This is a genomic window from Amycolatopsis sp. YIM 10 (genome assembly GCF_009429145.1).
In the GTDB taxonomy this organism is placed as follows: Bacteria; Actinomycetota; Actinomycetes; order Mycobacteriales; family Pseudonocardiaceae; genus Amycolatopsis.
Genome location: NZ_CP045480.1, coordinates 9,261,078 through 9,280,105 on the forward strand (window position 1 = coordinate 9,261,078; position 19,028 = coordinate 9,280,105).

Genomic DNA, 19,028 nt, shown 5'->3' on the forward strand with positions numbered 1-19,028 from the left:
GGCCTACGAGTGCTGGGCGTTGAGCTGTTCGAGCAGGTCCAGCGCCGCGTCCGCGATCACCGTGCCGGGCCCGAAGATGGCCGCCGCGCCCGCCTCGCGCAGTTCGTCGTAGTCCTGCGGCGGGATCACCCCGCCGACCACCACGATGATGTCCTCGCGGCCCAGCTCGGCCAGTTCCGACCGCAGCGCGGGCACCAGCGAGAGGTGCCCGGCGGCCAGCGAGGACACGCCGATGATGTGCACGTCGGCTTCCACCGCCTGCCGCGCGACCTCCGCGGGCGTGGAGAACAGCGGGCCGACGTCGACGTCGAACCCGATGTCGGCGAACGCGGTGGCGATCACCTTCTGACCGCGGTCGTGCCCGTCCTGGCCCATCTTCGCGACCAGGATGCGCGGCCGCCTGCCCTCCGCCTCGGCGAAGGCCTCGACCTCTTCGCGTGCCTTCTCCACGTTGGGCGCCTTCCCGGACTTGCCGACTTCCTCCCGGTACACCCCGGAAATGGTACGGATCTGGCCGGAGTGGCGCCCCCAGATGCGTTCCAGCGCATCGGAGATCTCACCGACGGTGGCCTTCGCGCGGGCGGCGTCGATGGCCAGCGCGAGCAGGTTCCCGTCGGACTCGGCACCGGCGGTCAGCCGCCGCAGAGCGTCCTGTGTGGACTCTTCGTCGCGTTCCTCGCGCAGCCGTCGCAGCTTTTCCAGCTGCTGCGCGCGAACTCCGGCATTGTCCACTTTGAGCACGTCGATCTGCTCGTCGGCGTCGTCCCTGCCGACCTGGAACTTGTTGACCCCGATCACCGGCTGGCGGCCGGAGTCGATCCGCGCCTGCGTGCGCGCGGCGGCCTCCTCGATGCGCAGCTTCGGAATGCCCGCGTCGATCGCGCGGGCCATGCCGCCCGCCGACTCGACCTCGTCGATGTGCGCCCACGCCTTGCGCGCCAGGTCGTAGGTCAGCCGCTCGACGAACGCGCTGCCGCCCCACGGGTCGATCACCCGCGTGGTGCCGGACTCCTGCTGCAGCATCAGCTGGGTGTTCCGGGCGATGCGGGCGGAGAAGTCCGTCGGCAGCGCGAGCGCCTCGTCGAGTGCGTTGGTGTGCAACGACTGCGTGTGCCCCTGCGTGGCCGCCATCGCCTCGACGCAGGTGCGCGCCACGTTGTTGTAGACGTCCTGCGCGGTCAGCGACCAGCCCGAGGTCTGCGAATGCGTGCGCAGCGACAAGGACTTCTGCGATTTCGGCTCGAACTGCTTGACCAGCTTCGCCCACAGCAACCGCGCCGCGCGCAGCTTCGCGACCTCCATGAAGAAGTTCATCCCGATCGCCCAGAAGAACGACAGGCGCGGCGCGAACTTGTCCACGTCCAGCCCGGCGTCCACGCCCGCGCGGATGTACTCGACCCCGTCGGCGAGGGTGTAGGCCAGCTCCAGGTCGGCGGTCGCCCCGGCCTCCTGCATGTGGTAGCCGGAGATGGAGATCGAGTTGTACCGCGGCATGTGCTGCGAGGTGAAGCCGAAGATGTCGGAGATGATCCGCATCGACGGCTGCGGCGGGTAGATGTAGGTGTTGCGGACCATGAACTCCTTGAGGATGTCGTTCTGGATGGTCCCCGCCAGCTTCTCCGGCGGCACGCCCTGTTCTTCGGCGGCCACCACGTACAGCGCCAGCACCGGCAGCACGGCGCCGTTCATCGTCATCGACACGCTCATCTGATCCAGCGGGATGCCGTCGAAGAGCTGGCGCATGTCGTAGATCGAGTCGATCGCCACCCCTGCCATGCCGACGTCACCGGACACGCGCGGGTGGTCGGAGTCGTAACCGCGGTGGGTGGCCAGGTCGAACGCGACCGAAAGCCCCTTCTGCCCGGCGGCCAGGTTGCGCCGGTAGAAGGCGTTGGACTCCTCGGCGGTGGAGAACCCGGCGTACTGCCGGACCGTCCACGGCTGGTTCACGTACATCGTCGGGTACGGCCCGCGCAGGTACGGCGCGATGCCTGGATAGGTGTCCAGGAAGTCCACATCGGACAGATCCTCGGCGGTGTAGACCGGCTTGACGCCGATGCCCTCCGGGGTTTCCCAGGCGAGCGCGTCGGGACCCTTGCCGGTGCGGTCCTGCAGTGCCTGCGCCCAGTCCGCCTGGGTGGCGGCCGGTTCGGTGGCGGCGGTGTCCTCGAGTGGGACACCGGCGAAGTTCGGGATGGCCATCACTCGACTCCCAGCTCGGCGAGGGTGCCGGTCAGCACGGCGAGCGCGTCGCAACCGGCGTAGAGGTTCTCGTCCACTTCGGGGTGTTCACCACGTCCCGCCAGCAGAACGCGTTGCGCGCCTGCCGCCTTCAACGCGGCGGCGACCTCGGCGGCCTGCTCGGCGTACTGGCCGTCGGTCCCGCAGACGCAGGCGATCCGCGCGCCGCTCTCGGTGAAGCCCTTGACCACGTCCTCGGTGGCCGAGGTGGCGCCGCCGTTGACCGACTCGATGCCGCCCGCCGCGAACAGGTTCGCCGCGAAGCTCGCCCGCGCGGTGTGCGCCGCGATCGGGCCCAGCGTGGCGAGGAAGACCTTGGGCCGCTCGGCCTGCGCGTCGGACCGGTCGCGCAGGCGCTCGAACGCCTCGGCGTACCGGATCCGCGGCAACCCGCCTTTCGGGTCCACAGTGGACTTCGGGCGGGTGACCGGCTTCTCGGTCAGGTTCGGGAACTCGCTGACGCCGGTGATCGCGTCCTTGCGCCGGGCGATCCGCTTCGAGCGCGCCGCCCACGTCGAAGCCAGGCGCTCGCCGAGGAATCCGGAGTCCAAAGCGGACTCGACCCCGCCCGCCTCCTCGATCGCGGTGAACTCCGCCCAGGCCGCCTTGGCCAGTTCGGCGGTCAGGTTCTCCACGTACCAGGACCCGCCCGCCGGGTCGATCACGCCGCCAAGCCGCGACTCCTCGTGCAGGATGACGCTGGTGTTGCGGGCGATCCGCCTGGCGAAGGCGTCCGGCTCACCGATGGCCGCGTCGAACGGCAGCACGGTGATGGCGTCGGCACCGCCGACCGCGGCACCGAAGCAGGCGACCGTGCTGCGCAGCATGTTCACCCACGGGTCACGCTGGGTGAACATGGCGGGCGAGGTGACCGCGTGCTGGCGCATGCCGCGCGCGGCGACGGCGGCCCCGGAGACCTCGGTGACCCTGGCCCACAGCTTCCGCGCGGCCCGCAGCTTGGCGATGGTGAGGAACTGGTCGGCGCTGGCGGCGAACCGGAACTCCAGCTGGGCCGCCGCGTCCTCCACGCTCAGCCCGGCCTCGGTGAGCGCACGCAGGTACGCCACACCCGCGGCGACCGCCGCGCCCAGTTCCTGGGAGTCGGAGCCACCGGCTTCGTGGTACGGCAGGCCGTCGACCACCAGCGTGGACAACTTGGGGTACTGGCCGCTCAGCCGGGCGGCGAGTTCGGCGGCGGGCCGCACGTCGTGGGCCTCGCCGGTGCGCGCCCGCAGGCCGATCGGGTCGGCACCGAGCCCGCCGACCACCGCGCTCGCCGGGATCTCGCGCTCGCGGAAGACCTCCAGCAGCGCCTCGGCGGCGGCTTCGTACTCCGCGCCGGCGTCCAGTACCACCGGCGCCAGCTCGATGTAGACGCCGTTCAACGCGTCGGCCAGGCCGGCCACCGGAATGCCGCCGGAGCCCGCGCGCAGCCAGAGCGAGCTGACCCCGCCTTCGAGATCGGCGAGCATGGCCTTGTTCGCGGCCACCGGATCGGTGCCGGAGTGCAGTTGCCGCAGGTCCCAGCCGGTGGCGACGCGGCCTTCCGGCACGCCGCCGCGCACGAACGGCGGCAGGCCGGGGAAGCCGGCGTCGGGCGCGGTGTCGGCGGCGGTGTAGAGCGGGCGGATGTCGAAGCCGTCGTAGGTCCGGGTGTTCAGCAGGCTCTCCGGGAGCCCGTCGAAACCCTCCTTCAGCGCCCCGCTCTTGCGCAGCACCCCGGCTACCAGCTCACGCCATTTGTCCTGGTCAGCGGCGGGGAACTCGGCGGCGAGGGCCAGCCTGCCCGGCTCCTCGGGCTCCACCGGGATCGGCGCTGACCCGGCCTTCTCACCCACGTTGGTCATACCCATTGATGTTAGGGCCCGTGAACAACCCCTACCTGTGACACTCGTCCCGTCCGCAGGGGGTGTCCGACAGGCTGCCCGGACGGGTGATCCGACAGAATGTGCGCTGTGTCTGCCTCAGCCGAAGAGTCACGTGTGGTCGCCGGGCGGTACCGGTTGCGGTCCGTGCTCGGCTCAGGCTCGATGGGCACCGTCTGGGCGGCATACGACGAGTTCCTGCACCGCCCGGTCGCGGTGAAGGAGGTCCGCCTGCCGCCGGGCGTGCAGGTCGCGCAGGCCGACGAGCTGCGCGAGCGGACGCTGCGCGAGGCCAGGGCCATCGCCGTGCTGTCTCACCCGAACGTGATCATCCTGCACGACGTGGCCAGGGAGAACGGCGAGCCGTTCGTGGTGATGGAGCTGCTGCCCTCGCACAGCCTCGCCACGCTGATGCGGGACCACGGCGCGTTCAGCACCGAGCAGGCGGCTGCGATCGCCGACGCGGTGGCCGCCGCGCTCGAAGCCGCGCACGCCGCGGGTATCACGCACCGTGACGTGAAGCCGGGCAACGTGCTGCTCGCCGAGGACGGCCGGATCAAGCTGACCGACTTCGGCATCGCGCGCAACGTCTCCGAGGCGACCATGACCAGCACCGGGATGATGCTGGGCTCACCCGCCTACATCGCGCCGGAGGTGGCTTCGGGCGGCGAGGTCACCCACGCGGCCGATCTGTGGGGGCTCGGCGCGACGCTGTTCGCGGTGCTCGAAGGCCGTCCGCCCTACGACGTGAACGGCGATCCGCTGCAGACGGTGACCGAGGTCGTGCACGGCAAGGTGCCCAAGCCGAAGCCCGGTCCGCTGGAGCCGATCATCCGCGGGCTGATGGCGAAGGAGCCGAAGAAGCGGCTTTCGCTGGCCGAGGTCCGGCGGCGGCTGCACCCGCTGCTGACCACTCCGCGTGACCGGCTGTTCGAGCCCGCGCTGTTCGCCAACCCGGTCAAACCGCGCGATCCCGAACAGCTCGACGGCGGGGACACGCAGGTCATCGCGCCGCAGCCGATCGCGCCGCCGTCGGCGGCCTCGGCCGAGGACGGCCCGGCGCTGGCCGCCGACCCCGGCCCGCTGCCGTTCGCCGTGGAGAACTCGGGCGCTCCGCCGGCTTCCCCGCCTCCCGCGCCGACCCCGCCTCCGTCGCAGCCGCCGTCGTCGCAGCCGTCGCCGGTCGCCGAGGAACGACCGGGGCGCAGTGCGCTGGCCGGTGCCGCGCTGACCATCGCCGCGGTACTGCTCTTTCTCGCGGCCGCCGCCGGCGGTTTTGTGCTGACCAGGGTGATGGCCGCGGAGTCGCTGGTGCCGCCGAGCGCGCCCGCCACCCCGAGCGCGCCCGCGCCGCCGTTGGCCGAGCTGGTCACGCGCAACGGCGACGCCACCAATCTCAAGGGCACCACCGGTGGCCTGTTCTCGGTGGACGTGCCGCGCGACTGGACGCCGTTCGTCACCCAGCGGGCGGCGAAACCGCTGCCGCCGAGCACGCTGGTGCAGTACGTCTCGGTCGACGGGCGGCAGACGCTGAGCGTGGAGCGCTTCGCCAACTTCTTCACCACCGGGAAGATCGACGACTACGTGACCGGCCTGCAGACCGGCTGGCCCAGCGGCGCGTTCCGGATCAACGAGTACACCCCGGCGCAGGGCATTTCGGAGGACCTGATGCTGGCCTACCGCACGCGGGAGGACGCGCCGACCGCGGGCAGCATGGGCCGGACCACCTTCGCGCACGTCTTCCGGCGGGGCACCAGCCTGTGGTCGGTGCGGGTCACCGTGCCCACCGAGCAGGAGGATTCGGGCCGCCGGGAGCTGTTCGACCGCATCCATCCGACCTTCGACCCCGCCGACTAGTGGTTGCCCTCGTACCGGGTTGTACTCGGGACTTGGCGCGGTGCGGCCAGCGGAAACCTGGGCCGTCGAGACCCCGGCGACCTTCCGATGGTGACCACTAAGCTCCGTCCTCATGAGTCAAGAACAGGCTGCGGCGGCTGCCGCGGCGATCGCCGCGCGTACCGGAGTCGAGAACCACGACATCGCGGTCGTGCTGGGTTCGGGCTGGCGCCCGGCCGCGGACGTCATCGGCACCGCCGAAGCGGAGATCCCGCTCGGTGAGCTTCCCGGCTTCGTCGCGCCCAGCGCGGTCGGCCACGGTGGCACCGCCCGCTCGGTCAAGGTCGGCGACAAGCGCGCGCTGATCCTGCTCGGCCGCACCCACCTCTACGAGGGCAAGGGCGTGGACCCGGTGGTGCACAACGTGCGCACCGCGGCCGCCGCCGGTGCTCGCACGGTGCTGCTGACCAACGCCGCCGGCGGCCTGCGCCAGGGCTTCGAGGTCGGCCAGCCGGTGCTCATCTCCGACCACCTCAACCTGCTCGCCCGCTCCCCGATCGTCGGCGCGAACTTCGTCGACCTGACCGATCTGTACGCCGCCAGGCTGCGGGCGATCGCCAAGGAGATCGACCCGAGCCTGGAGGAAGGCGTCTACGCCGGCTTCCCCGGCCCGCACTTCGAGACCCCGGCCGAGATCCGCATGCTGCGCACCATGGGCGCGGACCTGGTCGGCATGTCCACCGTGCTGGAGGCGATCGCCGCCCGCGCGGCCGGGCTGGAGGTCTTCGGGCTCTCCCTGGTGACGAACCTGGCCGCCGGCATCACCGGGGCCCCGCTCAACCACCAGGAAGTGCTCGAAGCGGGGCAGGCCGCCGCCGAGCGCATGGGCGCCCTGCTCCGCGAGCTGGTCACCCGGGCTTGACGAACTCCGGCAGCCGCCGCGCGACCTCGGCCGGGGACGGCATCGCCGCGATCTCCTCGGCGAAGGCCCGCGCGGCGGCCCGGACGTCCACATCGGACAGCAGCGCCCGCGCCTTCTCGTTGACCCCGCCGAGCTGACCGGGCAGCAGCTGCGCACCCGCACCGGCCTCGACCACGGCGGCGGCGTTGGTGAACTGGTCGGCCCCCATCGGCAGGACCAGCTGCGGCACCCCGGCGGCCAGCGCGCCGAGCGTGGTGCCGCTGCCGCCGTGGTGCACCACCAGGTCGGTGAACGGCAGCAGATCCGCCTGCGGCACCCACGATTCGACGACCACGTTCGGCGGCAGCTCGCCGAGCGCGTCGAGTTCGATCGTCGGACCGGCGGCGACCAGCACGTCGGCGTCGAGCGGGGCCAGCCCGTCGATCGCCTGGCGCAGCAGCTCGGCCACCCCGAACGCGGTGCCCATGGTCAGGTAGACCAGCGGGCGCGGACGGTCGGCACGAGCGAGCGCGGGCAGCGGGCCCGGCTTCGCGAACGGCACCGGCCGCAGCTCGATCCGGTTCGCCGTGGCGAGAAAAGTCTTGTCCTGCAAGGACCTCGGCGCGATGTCGACGAACGGCAGGCCGAACGCGAAGTCGTCGGGCAGCTCGAGGCCCTGTTCGCGGGCGAACGCGTGCTGCTCGCGGGAGATCGCGCGGGCGGTGCTGTCGTCCGTGCTCACCCGGCCGAAACCGTGCCCGATCACCGGGATCCCGGCGAGCATCGCGGCGAACGCGGCACCGGCGGCGCCGACCTCCTGCACCACCAGATCGGGTTCGCGCTCGGCCAGGATGGGCGTGAGGTGCTCGACCCACACCCGGGGCAGCACCCGCCCGAACGCCCGCGAGATCAGCTGCTCCAGCTCCTCCGGCGTGGCGTTGTCCCGGGTTTCGCGTGGGTCGTGGTCCGGATCGCCGCTGGCTTCGGCGACCACCTCGCGCATGCTCTTGCCCGCGGTCAGCGGCTCGATGCCGAGTTCGGTCAGTGTCGGGTGGAACTGCGCCCCAGTGGCGAAAGCGACTTCGTGCCCGGCTTCCCGGGCGGCCTTCGCGAGCGGGAGCAATGGGTAGAAATGCCCGAATGCGTCCAGGCTCGAGAATATAATTCGCACTACATCGAGCGTAGCCATTCCCGTGGCGCACCGCCACGGCCGTAGGGTGAACTCCGTGAAGCTGACTCCCGAACTGCGTGACCGCGCATTCCGCTGGATCGCCGACGACGTCGACGCGGACGCCCGCACGGAACTGCAAACCGTGCTGGCACGGGCGATGGGCGGCGAAGCCGAGGCACTGGCCGAACTCGAGGACCGGATGGCCGGGCCGCTCGAATTCGGCACGGCCGGGCTGCGCGGGCCGGTGCGGGCCGGGCCGAACGGGATGAACAGCGCGGTGGTCGTCCGGACCACCGCCGGGGTGGCGCGCTGGCTGGTCGAGGACGGGCGCGACGGCGGCACGGTGGTGATCGGCCGGGACGCGCGGCACGGCTCCGAGGCCTTCGCCACCGCCGCGGCCGAGGTGCTCACCGCGGCCGGGTTCGATGTGCGGATGCTGCCGGGACCGTTGCCGACGCCGGTGCTCGCGTTCGCGGTGAAGCGGTTCGCGGCGGTGGCGGGTATCCAGATCACCGCGTCGCACAATCCACCGGCGGACAACGGTTACAAGCTCTACGACAGCACGGCCACGCAGATCGTGCCGCCGTCCGACGCCCGCATCGAAGCGGCGATCGCGGCCGCGCCCGGTGCGGTTTCGGTGCCGCGCGCCCCGGGGTTCCGGGTGTTCGGCGACGAGGTGCTGAACGAGTACCTCGGCAAGGTCGCCGGGCTGCCGCGCGGCACGGCGCGCGAGCTGCGCGTGGCCGCCACCGCGTTGCACGGCGTCGGCGCGAAACCGCTCGAAGCCGCGCTGAACCGCGCCGGCTTCACCGACGTGCACATCGTCGCCGAGCAGGCGACGCCCGATCCCGACTTCCCGACGGTTTCCTTCCCGAACCCGGAGGAACCGGGCGCGACGGACCTGCTGCTCGCGCTCGCCGAGGAGAAGGACGCCGATCTGGCCATCGCGCTGGACCCGGACGCCGACCGGTGCGCGCTCGGCGTGCGGGACCGGGACGGCTCGTGGCGGATGCTGCGCGGTGACGAAACGGGCGTGCTGCTCGGTTCGCACGTGCTGGACACGGTTTCCGCCCCGGATCCGCTGGTGGCCACCACGATCGTCTCGTCGTCGATGCTGGCGGAGATCGCGAAGGCGCACGGTGCCAGGTACCAGGAGACGTTCACCGGCTTCAAATGGCTGGCGCGAGCGGGTGACGGCCTGGTCTTCGCCTACGAGGAAGCGCTCGGCTTGTGCGTGAACCCGGATTTCGTCCGAGACAAGGACGGCATCGCCGCCGCCACGCTCGCCTGCGACCTGGCCGCCACGCTGAAGGCCGCCGGCAAGTCCCTTGTGGACTCGCTGGACGAGCTGGCGGTGCGGCACGGGGTGTACCTCACCGACCAGATCTCGGTGCGGGTGACCGACCTGAGCCGGATCGGCGCGGTGATGGCCCGGCTGCGGGCCACCCCGCCCACCGAACTCGCCGGGCTCACGGTGTCCACAGAGGACTTGCTGCCGGAGGCCGACGTGCTCCGGCTGCGGGCCGACGGCCTCCGGGTGGTGGTGCGGCCGTCGGGTACCGAGCCGAAGCTGAAGGCGTACCTGGAGGTGTCCGAGCCGGTGCCGGACGCCGATTCGCTGGCGGACGCGCGGCGCAGAGCGGCCGACCGGCTGGCCGCCCTGCGCTCGGACCTCAACCCGCTACTGGGGTCCTGACCCCGGGTTCACGCCGGAGTACGGCCCGTTCCACCAGCGTCCACGTGGTGGTGGTGAGCAGGTAGAGCCCGGCGGCGAGCGGCACGAACGCGGCCACCAGCAGCGTGCCGAACGGCAGCAGGCGCAGCAGTGCGCCGCCGGGTACCGGGTTGCCGGTGTCCGAGTTGGCGGCCATCAGCTTGGCCTGCCAGCGCGAGGAGAACCAGGCAACCACGGCGAGCAGCGCGAACAGGCCGAAGAACACCGGCCCGGCCGCGCTGGTGAAATGCGCGCCGAGCGGGGTGCCGAACAGCGTGTCATCGAGCAGCGGGTTCGGCTGCCCGTTCACCGTGGGGAAGGCGAACAACCGGTACATCACCATGAAGAACGGGATCTGCGCGAGCGAGGGCAGGCACCCGGCGAAGAACGAGGTGCCGGATTCGCGTTGCAGGTCGGCCGCGGCCGCACGCAGTTTCTCGGGATCGTTCTTGTGCTTCTCCTGGAGCTTCTTGAGTTCGGGCATGAGCTTGGCGCGCGCCTTCTCCCCGCGCACCGCGGCGCGGCTGAACGGCAGGAGCAGCAGGCGGATGGCGGCGGTGAACAGCACGATGGTCAGCGCGACGCTGACCGGTGCGGTGACGGGGTCGATGAGTCCGGCGAAGCGGCCGACGAGGAAGAGCGCGCCGGAAACCGGCACGTCGAGGAATTCGAACATTTTTGCGCAGCACTCTTTCCGGGGTTCGGATTTCGAGAGAAAACGGACCGGGAGTGGCCGCTGCGTGAGGTGAACTAGGCGGCCGGGACGGCCGCGGAGGGTGCTCTGGGTTGCCGTCTGCCTGCCGCTCGGGGATCGCGCAGGCGCAGGAAAGCGGCCTGGCGGGCGCATTCGGTCAGCGCGCTGGCGCGACCACGGGCGGGCAGGGCCCACAGGTCGAGGTCGGAACCGTGCACCTGGTGCACGGCGATGACCAGCACCAGGCCGAGTGCGATGGCGAGCAGGGCGGCGGGACTGCCGAGCAGTTCGGCGGCCGTGGCCGCCAGTGACGGGAAGAGCAGCGCGGCAACCGCGTGCATGACTCCCCCTTTCGCGTCAGCACCAGATTAGCCCAGGATGGCGGGGTGGCCACCTTGCTGATCGTGCATCACACCCCGTCGCCGGGCATGCAGGCGATGTTCGAGGCCGCCGTCTCGGGCGCCACCGATCCGGAGATCGACGGGGTGGACGTGGTCCGGCGGGCCGCGCTGACCGCGACCGCCGCCGACGTGCTCGCCGCCGACGGGTACCTGCTGGGCACCCCGGCGAACCTCGGGTACATGAGCGGAGCGCTCAAGCACTTCTTCGACACCGTGTACTACCCGTGCCTCGACTCGACCAAGGGACGCCCGTTCGGGTACTACGTGCACGGCGGCAGCGACGTCTCGGGCACCGTCCGCGGCATCGAGTCGATCACCACCGGCCTCGGCTGGACCTCGGCCGCCGCCGCGGTCACCGTCACCGGTGAGCCGAGCAAGGACAACCTGGCCGCCTGCTGGGAACTGGGCGCGACGGTCGCCGCGACGCTGATGCCCTCCTAGCTTTCGCGGTCCAGCCATTCGGTGAGCAGAGTGCGCTCGCCAGCGGTGAGCGTCGGCAGTTCCGGCACCACGGCCCGGAAGGCGACGGTCAGCGCGTCGCCATCGGGAAGGTGGGGCGCGTCGGTCAGGATCGCGTGAGCCACGGCCTCGTACATCGCGTCCGCCAGGCCGAGGTCCCGTTCGGACGGTGGCACGGCGAGCAGGGCGAGCACCGCACCGGTTCCGGCGGCGTGCACGAGTTCGACCGCTCGCCGTTCGGGCACCCGGAGCCTGCCTGCCGCCGCGACCCGGTGCACCCGCGCACGCAGGACCGCCATTCCCGCCTCCGCCGCCGGTGAGCGCCGCGCCGGATCGGTGAGCAGGCCGAACAACGCCCCGTTCGCGAGGCCGAAGCCGATGTGCGCGTCCCAGCCGGCGCGGAGGTCCGCCACCGGGTCGTCACCGGCCTCGGTGAGCGCCTTCTCCGCGGTGTAGATGCTGAAAACGTGCTCCGCCACGGCGTCGAGCAGCGCGTCCTTGTCCTCGAAGAACCGGTAGATGGTCGGCGCCTGCATGCCCGCCGCCTGCGCCACCGCGCGCGTGGTGACCGCGGCCGCGCCCTGTTCGCGCAGCAGCCGCGTGGCGACCTCGATGATGTTCGCCCGCGTCCGGCGGCGGCTGTCGGTTCCGGTGACCATGTTTCCAATGATAACGCACACTTGCTATCAACGTTGTGAACGTGGTTATTATCGTCGTTACACGACCACGGAAGGATCCGAAATGATCATCGTCACCGGAGCATCCGGCCAGCTCGGCGCCCAGATCGTCGACCAGCTGCTGGCACGCGTCCCCGCCGAACGGGTCGGCGTGAGCGTGCGCGACCCCGCCCATGCCGCCGACCTGGCCGCACGGGGAGTGCGCGTGCGACGCGGCGACTTCACCGACCCGGGTTCGCTCGCCGAAGCTTTCGAGGGCGCCACGCAGGTGCTCGTCATTTCGACGAACCAGGCCGGCGACGCAGCCGTCGACCAGCACATCGCGGCGATCGACGCCGCCCGCGACGCCGGGGCCCGGCGCATCCTCTACACGAGCCACCAGGCCGCCGCCGAGGATTCGCTCTTCGCTCCCATGCGCGACCACGCCGCGACCGAGCTGTACCTGGCGAAGACCGGCGTCCCGTTCACCGCGCTCCGCAACGGTTTCTACGCCGCCACCATCGGCCACCTGCTCGGCCGGGCGCGGGAAACCGGCGAACTCGTCGCGCCCGCCGACGGTCCCGTGTCGTGGACGACGCACGCCGACCTCGCCGAAGCGGCCGCGGTCATCCTCGCCGACGAAGGCCGCTTCGACGGGCCGACACCGCCACTGACCGCGCCGACCGCGCTCGACCTGAAGGACGTCGCCGAGCTGCTCACCGAACTCACCGGGCGCACTGTCACCCACGTCGTCGCCGATGACACCGAATGGCGCGACAGCCTGCCTCCGGAACGGGCCGACCTGCTGCTCGGCATGTTCCACGCGGCACGCCGCGGTGAGTTCGGCGCCACCGACCCGGCACTGGAGAACCTGCTCGGACGACCCGCCACCCCGGTACGGGCGCTGCTCAGCGCGTGACCCGGAAGTCGCCCCTGGTGATCTCGTGCGGCTGGGCCGTCGACCGGCCGCACTTCCGCGCCTCTTCCCTGGACGCGAAGCTGACGCTGTCCGTCGCGCCGTCCCGCACGGTCAGCGCGATGGGATCACCGGGTGCGGCCACGGCGAAGTCCTGCGCGTCGCTGACCACCCCGGTCACCACGCCCAGCGAGCCGGTCACCCGCACGCAGTCGACCCTGGCGACCATCCAGCCGATCTGCTGGTCGTCGCGGTGCGCCAGCCAGACCACGCCCTGGCCGGACCGGCCGTCGCCTCGCGCGTGCACGGAGAACTCGAAGACCGAGTAGGGATCGGTGAGTTCGATTTCGGCGCTGCCCAGCACCGAACCGCCGGGCGCCGGCGCGGCGGCCGCGGTGCCCACAGTGGACAGAACGAGCGCGGTCGCGCCCAGCAGGCCGATCGTCAGTTTTCTCATGCGTCCAGGTTCTCCGGCGACGGGCGCGGTCACCTCCCTTCACAGCGGGAAAGCATTCCCTCGCCAGGGGGATGCGGTGATACCGGCCAGTTCCGCCGGGCACGGGCCGGGGTGCACCACGCCGAGCCGTCGCGTGGCGCGGGTCATCGCGACGTAAAGATCGTTGTGGCCCAACGGTCCGGCGTCCAGGATCGCGGCGGGGTCGGCGATCAGCACCGCGTCGAACTCCAGTCCCTTGGCCTCGCCGGGGGTGAGCAGGACGACCGGGTCGGTGAGGTCCGGCGGGACCGCGACGGGCAGCGCCGCCGCGAGCCGGTCCCGGTGCACCGGCGGCGCGATCACCGCGAGGCTGCCCTCGCTGTGGGCCGAGGCGAGCCGGGCGACGACGTCGGCCAGCTCGGCGGTCGTGGTGCGCAACCGCCACGGCTGCTCCCCGGTCGAGCGCGCCGACCGGGGAGGCCGCAAATCCGGGTGGTGCGCGGCGAAAAGGTCGGTGGTGGCGGCCATGATCTCCGCCGGGGTGCGGTAGTTGACGGTGAGCTGCGCCAGCCGCCAGCGGTCGTCCACGTGCGGCCGCAGCACCTCGGCCCAGCCGGTCGCGCCCGCCGCGCTCCCGGTCTGCGCCAGGTCGCCGACGACGGTCATCGACCTGGTGGGGCACCGTCGCACCAGCATCCTCCAGTCCATTTCGGACAGTTCCTGCGCCTCGTCGACGACAACGTGCCCGAAGGTCGCCACTCCTTCACCGAGCACCGCCGCGGCCTCGTCCAGCAGCGGGATGTCCGCGGTGCTCCACGACGTGGTGCCGACCAGGTCGCCGATCACCTGCTCGGCGGTCAACGGCGGCCACAGTTCGTCCAGCACGGCCCGGACACCGGCGTCGGCCAGCAACGCGGCCCGCAGTCCGGCCCGGTCGGTGTCGTCCAGGAGGTGCCGTGGGCCGCTGGGCTCGTCCGGGTCGACCACCACCCCCGCCGCCGCGAGTGCACGCAGGTCGGCCGCGCTCAGGCCGCCGTCGGCGTTGCCACCGTCGATGGCCTCGCCTGTCTCCGTCAGCACGACGCTTTCCATGCTTTCGGCCAGTTCCCGGGCCAACCGGTCCACGACCTCCTTCTCGAAGACCAGCCGGGCCTGGTGGTACGGAAGCCCGCGCCGCCTGGCGGAGTCCACGAGGTTGCGGCAAGTACGCGGTGCCAGCCGCAGCACCTGCTGCTCGAACTCGAATTCGACGGTCTCGTCAGGGATCCGCACCCGCGCGCGCACCGCGGCGGCCACCCGGTCCGCCATCTCCGCCCGGCCCTTCACCGCGGCGGACTCCACCCGCTCGGCACCACCGCGCCACAGGTCCGGCAGTGTCGCCGTGACCACGGTGTGCTCGCCGAGACCGGGCAGGACCTGGCCGATGTAGTCCAGGAAAACGCGGCTGGGGCCGACCACCAGCACACCGCGCGAACGCAACTGCGGCCGGGTGTAGAGCAGGTAGGCCAGCCGGTGCAGGGCGACCGCGGTCTTCCCGGTGCCTGGACCGCCCTGCACCACCAGCACACCGGGGTGCTCGTCGCGCACGATCCGGTCCTGTTCCGCCTGCAGGGTCGTGACGATCTCGTGCATCCGCCCGGTCCGGTCCGCGGTCAGCGACGCCAGCAGCGCCGCCTCGCCGACCAGGTCCTCGTCGCCACTCCCTACGTCAAGCAGTTCATCGTCCAGCGCCAGAACCGTCCGACCACGGGTGGTGATGCGACGGCGCCGCCGCACGCCCTGCGAGTCGACCGCGGTCGCGGTGTAGAACGGCCTGGCCGCCGGTGCCCGCCAGTCGAGCAGCAGCGGTTCGTCGCCGTCGAACAACCCGATCCGTCCGATGTAGACACGGCGGCCGTCGCACAGGTCCAGCCTGCCGAAGCACAACCCGTCCTCCACCGACTCCAGGCGCGCCAGTTCCCCACGCCAGAACTCGCCGTCCCCCTCGGCGGCCTGCGCGCGCAAAGCGTCCACTCGCTGATGAAGATCCGTCAGATAACGCTGTTCGATGGCCAGTTCCCCGCTGCACATGCCGACGAGAATGCGCGGGGAACCCGGGAAGAAACAGTCTTGTTCTTTTCGGCCGCGTCAGCCGTCACGCAACGCGGGCTCGGTTTTCGCCGCGAACTCCTCGGACTGGCCACGCAACGCCCAGGCCGCCACCACCGCGAGCACCACCTGCATGGCGCCGGAAAGCACAAACGTGGCGCTCGCGCTGCCCAGCACCGACGACGCCAGCCCGCCGAGCAGCGCGCCCAGCGGCACCGCGCCCCAGACCACGGTTCGCCAGGCACCCATCACCCGGCCGAGGTACTCGCTCGGCACCAGCAGGTGGCGCAACGTCGCGAGCACCACGTTGACCACCACCACCGCGGCGCCGAACAAGCCGTACAGCACGCCCGCCACCACCGGGTGCGCCACCAGCCCCATGCCCCCGATCAGCACGGCGACCGCGAGCATTCCGCTCAGCAGCACCCCGCGACGGCCGAACCGCGAGATCAGCCTCGGTGCCACCGCCGCGCCGAGCAGGCCGCCCGCCCCCGCACCAGAGGCGAACACCCCGAACACCACTTCGGACAGGCGCAGGTCCTCCAGTCCGTAGAGGACCAGCTGCGCCATCGGCATTTCGACCAGCAGCGCGGTCACCCCGGCGATGACCACCAGCCGGGTCAGGAACGGGTTGCGCCGGAGCCAGCCCAGCCCGCCGGCGATCTCGGCGCGCACCGACCCGCGCCGGGCCACCTCCGGCCGGTAACTGCCGGTGATGCACAGCAGCAGCGCGGCGGCGAGCGCGAACCCCGCCGAGTTCAGCAGGAACGGGAACGCGGCGAACACCGCGAACGCGACCCCGCCCAGCGGTCCGCCGAGAAAGTTCTGCCCGACCACCTCGACCGCCTGGAGCTTGCTGTTCGCGCTCTCCAGCCCGCCCTTGCCCGCCACCGACGGGATGAGCACGTTCGCCGCGCTGTCGGCGACCGTCTCCACCACGCCGAGCAGCAGGCCGAAGACGTAAACCACCCAAATGGTCACCGCGCCGGCCAGCACCAGCACGGCGAGCAGGCCGACCAGCACCGCGCGGGCGGCGTTCGCGGCCACGATCGCGCGCCGCCGGTCCACCCGGTCGAGCAGCGCGCCGACCGGCAGCGCGAACAGCAGCCACGGCAGGAACTGGGTGGCCGACAGGCCGGCGATCAGCAGTGGGTCCCTGGTCAGCGTGGCGGCCAGCAGCGGGAACGCGACCTTGCCCACCCCGTCGCCGAGGTTCGACGCCGAACTCGCGGAGAGCAGCCAGGTCAACCGCCGGTCCTTCCCCGCCATGGCCACCCCCTCCATCGCACGGAGTGACTTGATGTTAAGTTCCGCCGACACGCGCAGCAATCACCCGATCACGAAGAGCACCGCCGATTGCTCGGTTCAGCCCAGGAATCAGCGGACCGGAAAGCGGCAACCTCTGCTCCACGACCGCTCCGGCCGCCCTACGATGCACGCATGTTCATGCGCCGGATCCTGCTCGGAGCGCTCGCGCTCGCCGTCACCGCCGCCACCGGCTGTTCCTCGGACGAGCCGGACACGAGTTCCTTCCCGCCAGCGGAACAACTTGTCCAAGAGGCCACCGCGGCCACTTCGGCGGTGCGGAGCACCCACTTCTCGCTCCAGGTCAACGGCTCGGTCACCGGGCTGAGCGTGCAGAGCCTCGACGGCGACCTGACCAAGGAGGGCGGCCCGTCCGGCGCGGCCAAGGGCACCGGCAGGATGGAGGTCAACGGGCAGCTGATCGAGGCCGAGTTCGTGGTGGTGCAGGACAACTTCTACCTCAAGGGCCCGACCGGCACCTTCCAGAAGGTCCCGGCATTCGCCGCCGCGGCGGTCTACGACCCGTCGGCCATCCTGGACCCGCAGCGCGGCATCGCGAAGCTGGTATCCAGCCTGCAGAACCCGAAGACCGAGGCCGAAGAGGACGTCGACGGCACGGCCACCTGGAAGGTCTCCGGCCGGATCGGCAAGGACGTGCTGGTCGCGCTGCTTCCCGGCGTCCAGACCGACGCCGACCTCACCTTCTGGCTGGCCAAGGACACCAAGCTCCCGGTCAAGGCCACCGCGAAGTTCCCGGACAACGCCTCGGTCGACGTCAAGCTGTCCGATGTGGACAAGCCCGTCACGGTGACCCCGCCGGCGTGATCACCACGACCCGTCGCGGCCGGGCGAGCGCGATCGGCGCGGGCGGGCTCGCCGTGCTGCTCGGCGCGCTGGACACCTACGTGGTGATCGGCCTGCTCCGCCAGATCATCGACGAGCTGCGGATCCCGGTGAACCGGCTGGAGCAGGTGACCCCGGTGGTCACCGGGTACCTGCTCGGTTACGTCGCCGCCATGCCGCTGCTCGGACAGGCGTCCGACCGGTTCGGCCGCAAACCGCTGCTCCAGCTCTGCCTCGGCGGCTTTCTCGCCGGGTCCGCGATCACCGCGCTGGCGGGCGACATCGAAGTGCTCGTCGCCGGGCGTGTGGTGCAGGGCGTGGCCAGTGGCGCGCTGCTGCCGGTGACCATGGCGCTGGCCGCCGACCTGTGGGCGGAACGCCGTCGCGCCACCGTGCTCGGCGTGGTCGGCGGAGCGCAGGAACTCGGCAGCGTGCTCGGCCCGGTGTACGGCATCGCGTTGTCCGCGCTGACCGACTGGCGCGGGGTGTTCTGGGTGAACGTCCCGCTGGCCGTGCTCGCGATGGCCGCCGTGTGGTTCTCGCTGCCGTCGAGCCCTCGGCGCGACGGGCCACGGCCGAAGGCGGACGTGGTCGGCGCGAGCCTGCTCGCGGTCACGCTCGCACTGCTGGTGGTCGGGCTGTACAACCCGAACCCGCGCGAGCAGGTGCTGCCGGGCTGGGGCTGGCCGGTGCTGGCCGCGGCGCTGGTGGTGCTGGTGGCCTTCCTGCTCTGGGAGAAGCGGGCGAAGGTCCGGCTCATCGACACGACCGGGCTGCGGCTGGGGCCGTTCTTCGCCACCCTCGGCGCCTCCGTTGCGGCGGGTGCCGCGCTGATGGTGACGCTGGTCGACGTCGACCTGTTCGCCCAGACCCTGCTCGGGCGGGACGATCACGGCAGCGTGCTGCTGCTCCTGCGGTTCCTCATCGCGCTGCCGATCGGCGCGGTGGTCGGCGGGCTGTTGTCCTCGCGACTCGGTGAGCGCTGGGTCGCCTTCGCCGGGCTGTTGATCGCGGCCGCCGGATTCGTGCTGATCTCGGCTTGGCCGCTGGACGTGCTGGCCGCGCGGAGCGTGCTCGGCCTGCCCCGGCTCGACGTGGACCTGGTGATCACCGGGTTCGGGCTCGGACTGGTCATCGCGCCGCTGTCCTCGGCGGTGCTGCGGGTGACCCCGCCGGAGCAGCACGGCGTCGCGTCGGCGGGCGTGGTGGTGGCGCGGATGACCGGCATGCTGGTCGGCGTCGCGGCGTTGTCGGCGTGGGGACTGCACCGCTTCCACGAGCTGACCGCCGACCTGAACGCACCGATCAAGGTGTTGTTCCCGTCACCGCAGGAGTACGAGGTGGCGCTGGCTCAGTACACCACCGCGCTGAAGCAGGCCCTGCTCGGCCAGTACACCGAGATCTTCTTCATCACCGCGTTCATCTGCGCGGGCGGGGCGCTGCTCGCCCTGCTCATCGGGCCGAAAGCTAGAGTTGGGGCCGACCAGTAGACCTACTTGAAG

At 71.5% G+C, this 19,028-nt stretch carries 16 protein-coding genes; 7 read left to right on the plus strand and 9 right to left on the minus strand.

What is annotated here, in order from left to right:
* Positions 1-3: 3 nt before the first annotated feature.
* Together scpA and YIM_RS42910 are read right to left on the minus strand one after the other, a co-directional pair.
* Positions 4-2,202, minus strand: a complete 2,199-nt coding sequence (scpA, locus tag YIM_RS42905; protein ID WP_153035814.1) for a methylmalonyl-CoA mutase — start codon at positions 2,200-2,202, stop codon at positions 4-6.
* Positions 2,202-4,088 carry a methylmalonyl-CoA mutase family protein gene (locus tag YIM_RS42910; RefSeq protein ID WP_153035815.1) on the minus strand — a complete coding sequence of 629 codons (1,887 nt, stop codon included), beginning with the start codon at positions 4,086-4,088 and terminating at the stop codon, positions 2,202-2,204. Before YIM_RS42910 ends, scpA begins: the two co-directional genes overlap by 1 nt.
* 99 nt (positions 4,089-4,187) lie before the next feature.
* On the opposite strand from YIM_RS42910, the gene YIM_RS42915 reads away from it, so the two are divergent.
* Together YIM_RS42915 and YIM_RS42920 are read left to right on the plus strand one after the other, a co-directional pair.
* Positions 4,188-5,963 (plus strand): serine/threonine-protein kinase, encoded by a 1,776-nt coding sequence (locus YIM_RS42915; protein ID WP_153035816.1) that lies wholly within the window; start codon positions 4,188-4,190, stop codon positions 5,961-5,963.
* 112 nt (positions 5,964-6,075) lie between these two features.
* Positions 6,076-6,864, plus strand: coding sequence for a purine-nucleoside phosphorylase (locus tag YIM_RS42920; RefSeq protein ID WP_153035817.1), 789 nt, complete (start codon positions 6,076-6,078; stop codon positions 6,862-6,864).
* Here the strand turns inward: YIM_RS42920 and YIM_RS42925 are convergent.
* The gene (locus YIM_RS42925; protein ID WP_153035818.1) at positions 6,851-8,014 is read right to left on the minus strand and encodes a glycosyltransferase; all 1,164 of its coding nucleotides are present in this window, start codon (positions 8,012-8,014) and stop codon (positions 6,851-6,853) included. The genes YIM_RS42920 and YIM_RS42925 overlap by 14 nt on opposite strands.
* Before the next feature lie 46 nt (positions 8,015-8,060).
* On the opposite strand from YIM_RS42925, the gene YIM_RS42930 reads away from it, so the two are divergent.
* Positions 8,061-9,710, plus strand: a complete 1,650-nt coding sequence (locus tag YIM_RS42930; RefSeq protein ID WP_370468925.1) for a phospho-sugar mutase — start codon at positions 8,061-8,063, stop codon at positions 9,708-9,710.
* On the opposite strand, the gene YIM_RS42935 is transcribed toward YIM_RS42930, so the two are convergent.
* On the minus strand, positions 9,688-10,404 hold the full coding sequence (locus YIM_RS42935; protein ID WP_153035819.1) for a membrane protein insertase YidC: 717 nt from the start codon (positions 10,402-10,404) through the stop codon (positions 9,688-9,690). The two genes, YIM_RS42930 and YIM_RS42935, sit on opposite strands and share 23 nt — an antisense overlap.
* A gap of 74 nt (positions 10,405-10,478) precedes the next feature.
* The gene (locus YIM_RS42940) at positions 10,479-10,763 is read right to left on the minus strand and encodes a DUF6412 domain-containing protein (protein WP_153035820.1); all 285 of its coding nucleotides are present in this window, start codon (positions 10,761-10,763) and stop codon (positions 10,479-10,481) included.
* A 45-nt stretch (positions 10,764-10,808) separates the two neighbouring features.
* On the opposite strand from YIM_RS42940, the gene YIM_RS42945 reads away from it, so the two are divergent.
* The gene (locus YIM_RS42945) at positions 10,809-11,264 is read left to right on the plus strand and encodes a flavodoxin family protein (protein ID WP_153035821.1); all 456 of its coding nucleotides are present in this window, start codon (positions 10,809-10,811) and stop codon (positions 11,262-11,264) included.
* Here the strand turns inward: YIM_RS42945 and YIM_RS42950 are convergent.
* Positions 11,261-11,941: a TetR/AcrR family transcriptional regulator gene (locus YIM_RS42950; protein ID WP_153035822.1), complete on the minus strand. Its 681-nt coding sequence runs from the start codon at positions 11,939-11,941 to the stop codon at positions 11,261-11,263. The genes YIM_RS42945 and YIM_RS42950 overlap by 4 nt on opposite strands.
* A gap of 82 nt (positions 11,942-12,023) precedes the next feature.
* On the opposite strand from YIM_RS42950, the gene YIM_RS42955 reads away from it, so the two are divergent.
* On the plus strand, positions 12,024-12,857 hold the full coding sequence (locus YIM_RS42955; RefSeq protein ID WP_153035823.1) for an NAD(P)H-binding protein: 834 nt from the start codon (positions 12,024-12,026) through the stop codon (positions 12,855-12,857).
* Here the strand turns inward: YIM_RS42955 and YIM_RS42960 are convergent.
* Genes YIM_RS42960 through YIM_RS42970 form a run of 3 tightly spaced genes read right to left on the minus strand, consistent with a single transcriptional unit; the run spans position 12,847 to position 16,647 of the window.
* Entirely contained in the window at positions 12,847-13,311 is a 465-nt protein-coding gene (locus tag YIM_RS42960; protein WP_153035824.1) for a hypothetical protein, read from the minus strand. The genes YIM_RS42955 and YIM_RS42960 overlap by 11 nt on opposite strands.
* A 39-nt stretch (positions 13,312-13,350) precedes the next feature.
* Entirely contained in the window at positions 13,351-15,360 is a 2,010-nt protein-coding gene (locus YIM_RS42965; protein WP_153035825.1) for an AAA family ATPase, read from the minus strand.
* A gap of 57 nt (positions 15,361-15,417) precedes the next feature.
* On the minus strand, positions 15,418-16,647 hold the full coding sequence (locus tag YIM_RS42970; RefSeq protein ID WP_153035826.1) for an MFS transporter: 1,230 nt from the start codon (positions 16,645-16,647) through the stop codon (positions 15,418-15,420).
* 171 nt (positions 16,648-16,818) lie between these two features.
* On the opposite strand from YIM_RS42970, the gene YIM_RS42975 reads away from it, so the two are divergent.
* On the plus strand, positions 16,819-17,508 hold the full coding sequence (locus tag YIM_RS42975; RefSeq protein ID WP_153035827.1) for an LppX_LprAFG lipoprotein: 690 nt from the start codon (positions 16,819-16,821) through the stop codon (positions 17,506-17,508).
* Positions 17,505-19,016 carry an MFS transporter gene (locus YIM_RS42980; RefSeq protein WP_370468926.1) on the plus strand — a complete coding sequence of 504 codons (1,512 nt, stop codon included), beginning with the start codon at positions 17,505-17,507 and terminating at the stop codon, positions 19,014-19,016. The genes YIM_RS42975 and YIM_RS42980 overlap by 4 nt, the downstream gene beginning before the upstream one ends.
* Positions 19,017-19,028 lie beyond the last annotated feature (12 nt).

Excerpts from the sequence above, each read along its gene's own strand:
- scpA (WP_153035814.1), bottom strand. The coding sequence starts at position 2,202 with ATGGCCATCCCGAACTTCGCCGGTGTCCCACTCGAGGACACCGCCGCC.
- YIM_RS42910 (WP_153035815.1), bottom strand. The coding sequence starts at position 4,088 with ATGACCAACGTGGGTGAGAAGGCCGGGTCAGCGCCGATCCCGGTGGAG.
- YIM_RS42915 (WP_153035816.1), top strand. The coding sequence starts at position 4,188 with ATGTGCGCTGTGTCTGCCTCAGCCGAAGAGTCACGTGTGGTCGCCGGG.
- YIM_RS42920 (WP_153035817.1), top strand. The coding sequence starts at position 6,076 with ATGAGTCAAGAACAGGCTGCGGCGGCTGCCGCGGCGATCGCCGCGCGT.
- YIM_RS42935 (WP_153035819.1), bottom strand. The coding sequence starts at position 10,404 with ATGTTCGAATTCCTCGACGTGCCGGTTTCCGGCGCGCTCTTCCTCGTC.
- YIM_RS42940 (WP_153035820.1), bottom strand. The coding sequence starts at position 10,763 with ATGCACGCGGTTGCCGCGCTGCTCTTCCCGTCACTGGCGGCCACGGCC.
- YIM_RS42950 (WP_153035822.1), bottom strand. The coding sequence starts at position 11,941 with ATGGTCACCGGAACCGACAGCCGCCGCCGGACGCGGGCGAACATCATC.
- YIM_RS42955 (WP_153035823.1), top strand. The coding sequence starts at position 12,024 with ATGATCATCGTCACCGGAGCATCCGGCCAGCTCGGCGCCCAGATCGTC.
- YIM_RS42960 (WP_153035824.1), bottom strand. The coding sequence starts at position 13,311 with ATGAGAAAACTGACGATCGGCCTGCTGGGCGCGACCGCGCTCGTTCTG.
- YIM_RS42965 (WP_153035825.1), bottom strand. The coding sequence starts at position 15,360 with ATGTGCAGCGGGGAACTGGCCATCGAACAGCGTTATCTGACGGATCTT.
- YIM_RS42970 (WP_153035826.1), bottom strand. The coding sequence starts at position 16,647 with ATGGCGGGGAAGGACCGGCGGTTGACCTGGCTGCTCTCCGCGAGTTCG.
- YIM_RS42975 (WP_153035827.1), top strand. The coding sequence starts at position 16,819 with ATGTTCATGCGCCGGATCCTGCTCGGAGCGCTCGCGCTCGCCGTCACC.